At 69.2% G+C, this 4,697-nt stretch carries 6 protein-coding genes; 5 read left to right on the top strand and 1 reads right to left on the bottom strand.

The annotated features are described in order from the left end of the window. Nucleotides 1-121 precede the first annotated feature (121 nt). Nucleotides 122-598: a hypothetical protein gene (locus tag ABDW21_RS16235; protein WP_343603005.1), complete on the top strand. Its 477-nt coding sequence runs from the start codon at nt 122-124 to the stop codon at nt 596-598. A 250-nt stretch (nt 599-848) separates the two neighbouring features. Further along, the gene (locus ABDW21_RS16230; RefSeq protein ID WP_343603003.1) at nt 849-2,066 is read left to right on the top strand and encodes a class I SAM-dependent methyltransferase; all 1,218 of its coding nucleotides are present in this window, start codon (nt 849-851) and stop codon (nt 2,064-2,066) included. A gap of 134 nt (nt 2,067-2,200) precedes the next feature. Here the strand turns inward: ABDW21_RS16230 and ABDW21_RS16225 are convergent, their stop codons facing one another. Beyond that, nucleotides 2,201-2,473 (bottom strand): type II toxin-antitoxin system RelE/ParE family toxin, encoded by a 273-nt coding sequence (locus tag ABDW21_RS16225; RefSeq protein ID WP_343603001.1) that lies wholly within the window; start codon nt 2,471-2,473, stop codon nt 2,201-2,203. A 2-nt stretch (nt 2,474-2,475) separates the two neighbouring features. On the opposite strand from ABDW21_RS16225, the gene ABDW21_RS16220 reads away from it, so the two are divergent. From ABDW21_RS16220 to ABDW21_RS16210, 3 genes are all read left to right on the top strand, one after another. Further along, on the top strand, nt 2,476-2,661 hold the full coding sequence (locus ABDW21_RS16220; RefSeq protein ID WP_343603000.1) for a hypothetical protein: 186 nt from the start codon (nt 2,476-2,478) through the stop codon (nt 2,659-2,661). A gap of 22 nt (nt 2,662-2,683) precedes the next feature. Further along, a complete protein-coding gene (locus tag ABDW21_RS16215) occupies nt 2,684-2,923 on the top strand; it encodes a hypothetical protein (protein ID WP_343603007.1) in 240 nt (79 codons plus the stop codon). A gap of 226 nt (nt 2,924-3,149) precedes the next feature. Next, nucleotides 3,150-4,697: PE-PPE domain-containing protein (locus ABDW21_RS16210; protein WP_343602998.1), on the top strand; the 1,548-nt coding region annotated here is incomplete at its 3' end.

Genomic DNA, 4,697 nt, shown 5'->3' with positions numbered 1-4,697 from the left:
GGCGACCATGCCGTACCGTCGGGCCGCGTAACCGCAACAAGGCACGACAGATCCACCACAGACCACCGCATCGCTCGGCAAGGTCGATGCAGCGCGACGACGTGACGCGAGAGGTACACCGATGACCGGTCAGCACGCCACCACCCGGCATCGCCGCGCGACCGCCGCGGGCATCAGCGCCGCGGCGCTTCTGGCGGCGGCGATCACCCCGCTGGCCGGCCCTGCCGTCACCCCCGGCCTCAGCGGGCCGGCCCTGTTCGGCCCCGCCGGCGCTGCGCTGTGCGCCGGCTTCAGGACCGGACCGATGACCACGGCCAGCGCCCCGCCCAACGACGGCAGCGACGACGTCGGCCCCGGCGGAGCCGACGGTAAAGGCGGCGCCGGCGGCGCCGGCGGTAAGGGCGGTAAAGGCGGCGCCGGCGGTAAGGGCGGTCACGGCGGAGCCGGCGGCGCCGGCGGAGCGGGCGGAGCGCCCGGCGCGGGCGGCCAGCCCGGCCGGGGCGGCGCCGGCGGCGCAGGCGGAGCCCCCGGACCCGGCGGAACCCCCGGCGAACCCGGCCAACCCGGCGAACCCGGTCAGCCCGGGCAGCCCGGCTGACTTCGAGGTCCCCGTTGACCAGCCCGAACGCGGATGCCCGCCCGGCGCGGCGCGCGGCGCCGGTGATCGGCCACCGCCGGGCACCCCGCCCCGACCCCGAGGCCCGCCGACACACCGCCGGGAGCCGCCGCAGCGCACTCACCGACCACGGCCCAAAGCGACTACCGCCCGGCGCGACTACGCTGTCACCCGCTCCCCCGCCCGCCGTCGTCCCCGATGAACACCTGACCGTGAAGGAGCCATCCCGGCCATGACCGACGATCCCCGCGCCGACGTCGTCTCCCGCCAATACCAGCGGTGGCGCTACCCCCAACCGATCCTCGACCTGGAGGCCTGGACCCAGGGCAACTGGGAATGGTTCGACCCGATGCGCGCGCACCGGATTTTATGGCCCGACCGGGAATACAAACCCGACCTCGACATCCTGATCGCCGGCTGCGGCACCAACCAGGCGGCGGTGTTCGCGTTCAGCAACCCCGACGCGAAAGTCGTGGCCGTCGACGTCAGCCAGCCCTCACTGGACCATCAGCAATATCTCAAAGACAAACACGGCCTGTGGAACCTCGAATTGCACCTGCTGCCCATCGAAGAGCTGCCCACCCTGGGAGCCGACTTCGACCTCATCGTCTCGACCGGGGTGCTGCACCACATGGCCGATCCGTTGGCCGGCATGACAGCACTGGCCGGTTGCCTGCGCCCCGACGGCGTCATCGGCGTCATGCTCTACGCCAAATACGGCCGCATCGGCGTCGAAGTGCTCCAATCGGTCTTCGACGACCTGGGCCTGCGCCAAGACGACGCCTCGCTGCACATTGTCCGAGACACCCTCAACCAGCTCGCACCCGAACACCCCATCCAGAGCTATCTCAAAGTCGCGCGGAACCTGCACAACGACGCCGTCCTGGTGGACACGTTCCTGCACAACCGCGAGCGCAGCTACACCGTCGACGACTGCCGTGAGCTGGTCACCTCGGCCGGACTCGCATTTCAGGGCTGGCTGTTGAACGCGCCGTACTACGCGCACAGTCTGCTCGCCCCCAGCAACGGTCTCTTGGCGACCATCAACGCCCTGCCGGAGACGAAAATCTGGTCGATCATGGAACGGCTCTACACCACCAACGCCTGCCACTTCTTCACGGCGTGCCGCACCGACCGGCCCAAAGAGCGCTACGCCATCGACTTCTCGGCTCCCGCCTGCCTGGATTACATTCCGATGTGGCGGATGCGGTGCGGTCTTACCGGCAGTGAAATCTTCCGGCCGGACTGGCGGATGACCCTCAACCAGGCACAGCTGCCGTTCGTGCAGCACGTCGACGGGCATCGCTCCATCCGTGAGATCGCCGCGTGCGTCACCGACAGCGGGCACAACCCGCGCGCCGGCACCGCCGAGCTGGAGAAATTCGGCCGCCGGCTCTTTCAGGCACTGTGGCGCCTGGACTTCCTGGCGATGGCCCTGCAAGGCGACTGACCGCAGCCGGCCGCCCCGCGCACGGCGCGGCCGCCGCCCGGGACCGCGCCACCTGCCGCGGTGGCGCGCCGTACGCGGACCCGGCAACGGCCCCTCATCTGCGATCGGCACTCGACGGCCCGCACGGGGATCGGCTACCGCCGTCGTCGGCGCGCAGACCCACGTCCTCCTCGGCGACACACCGACGCTCGATGTGCAATCCGGTGCACCATGACGACCTTGGCTGTGGCGTCGATGCTGTAGATGATCCGGTAGCCGCCCCGTCGCGCCGAGAACACGCCGGCGAGTTCGCCGACAAGGGCCGTGCCGCGCCGGCGCGGGTTTTCGCGCAGCGGGCCATGGAGCGTGGCCAACGCTGCGTCGCGGATCTTGGTCGGCGGACGGCAAAGGCAGCCGACATTCTCCACGCGTGCTCCACGCGTGGCGCAATCAACTGCGCTACGTCGAGCTGGAGTATCAGGGCGAACGCCAGTTCTTGGTGATCGGCCCCAGCCGCACGGGAGCGCTGCTGGAGCTGATCGTTCCGGCCGACGAGCCGCAACGGATCGTTCACGCCGATAACCTGCGGCCGAAGTTCGACAAGTACCTCCAGTGAGGTGGTGATGACGATGGTAAACGTGCAGCACGGACAGAGTATCGATGATTGGCTGGACTCGGTTGAGCCCGACTCGACAGCCGCGCGCGATGCCAGCCATATCCGGCGGATTATCGCGGCGGCCGACGCGGTCGACGTTGCTCAGACCGAGCTGCGGGCCGCTGTGGCTGCGGCGCGTAATGCCGGCGACACCTGGGCCATGATCGCAGTGGCACTCGGAATCAGTCGCCAGGCTGCCTACCAGCGGTTCGGGCGGGGGTGACGCCCGCGACGGCTGCCGGGATCGCGCGTCGCGTCTGGACACTCCGGGACATCGCCGCGCTACTCGACACAGATCACCCCGGCCCACTACCCGGCTGCATCGTCGCTTGTGCGCGACCCGTCAGCGGGGGCAGGATGAAACGATATCGCCGGGTGGGCCGGCTGATCCGGTGATTCACAACCGAATGCCTTGTGCCCCTTCGTCGTGTCCAAGGAGGTGCGACGCCATGCGCACCCGCTGCGTCCGCCGGCCGGGTGTCGCCCACGCAGCAAGCGCCGGTGCCGCACTGCTGGGCCTGACGGCGATGACGTCGGCGATCGCGTCCGCGCAGGGCGAGGACATCGAACTCGTCCTGGGCGGCACCGGACCGTGCTGCGTGACGCCGTCGACACCAGGGGGCGTCCCCGGCCCCCCGTACACCACGGTCGCCGATCAGCTGTTCACCGCCCACTACTTCCCGGGATACACCCCGCAAGGCCTGCCAACGCCGGAGCAGTTCGCGCCGTTCACCGGCATCGCCAGCCTGCCGCTGGACCAGTCGGTGTCGCAGGATGTCACCGACATCGACGCCGCGGTCACGGCGCAACTCGCCAACGGCAACGACGTCATCGTTCTCGGCGCCTCCCAAAGCGCGTCAGCAGCCACCGTCTACCAGGACGAACTCGCCGCCCTGCCCGTCTCCGCACGGCCGAGCCCCGACCAGTTGTCCTTCGTGCTGCTCGGTGATCCCGACAACCCCGACGGCGGCCTGTTGGAGCGCATCGCCGGCGTCTACGTCCCCGACCTCGGTCTGCAGGCCTACGGCCCGACCCCCGACGACCTGTACCCGAGCGTCATCTACACCGCCCAATACGACGGCTTCGCCGACTTCCCGCAGTACCCCCTCGATCTGCCGGCGGACTTCAACGCCCTGTTCGGCGTCGAATACGTGCATCCCTTCTACACGGACCTCACCGCCGCGCAGATCGCGGCCGGCGTCGTCGAACCCGTCACCGCGGCAGACACCGACACCACCTACATCATGATTCCCACCCAAACCCTGCCGCTGCTGAAGCCGTTCGCGGGACTCCTCCCCGCACCGCTGATGGATCTCATCGAGCCGCCGCTGCGCTACATCATCAACCTCGGATACGACCCCACCGCGCCGGCGAACGTGCCCGCCCCGGCCCAGCTGCTGCCCGACATCAACCCGATCAGCGCCCTCATCGGCTTCGGCCAGTCGATCGGGCAGGGAATCAACGACGCGCTCGGCGCCGTCGGGCTGCCGTCGCTGCCGGACATTCCGGCGCTGTCGAACCTGGTGAACGACGTGGCGAACAGCCCGCTGGCGACTACCACGTTCACCGCTGCGGACCTGACCTTCCCGGTTCCAGCACAGATCGGCGACGTCATCGACGGACCGCTCAACGCCCTGGATTCCGGGCTCACCGCCGGCATCAACGACGGCATCGATCCCGCGATCCAATCGACCGTGTACGGTGTCGGCGACGCCCTCCGCGCCGCCGCGACCGACGCCGGCGCCCCCGAAAAAGTCACCAACGCCATCTATGTGCTCGAGCAGCTGTTACCCATCGAGTTCGAGGCGCCCGGTGACGCCGTCACCAACAGTGCCCACCTCCTGGTCACCGGAATCGAGGACCTGGCCGCCGGCAACCTCAGCGAGTTCGGTGCCATGCTTCAAAGCATCGTCGCCGACAACATCGTCCTCACCAACTTCGAAGGTTTCTTCGCCCTCGACGCGGTGCTGAACATCGCCGCCGGTGTGCCACTGGGT

The sequence above is a fragment of the Mycobacterium sp. genome (assembly GCF_039583805.1).
Classification (GTDB): Bacteria; Actinomycetota; Actinomycetes; order Mycobacteriales; family Mycobacteriaceae; genus Mycobacterium.
This window is presented reverse-complemented; position numbering and strand designations above follow the sequence as displayed.

Bases quoted from the DNA above. Each gene is read 5' to 3' on its own strand.
- ABDW21_RS16230 (WP_343603003.1), top strand. From the start codon at position 849: ATGACCGACGATCCCCGCGCCGACGTCGTCTCCCGCCAATACCAGCGG.
- ABDW21_RS16235 (WP_343603005.1), top strand. From the start codon at position 122: ATGACCGGTCAGCACGCCACCACCCGGCATCGCCGCGCGACCGCCGCG.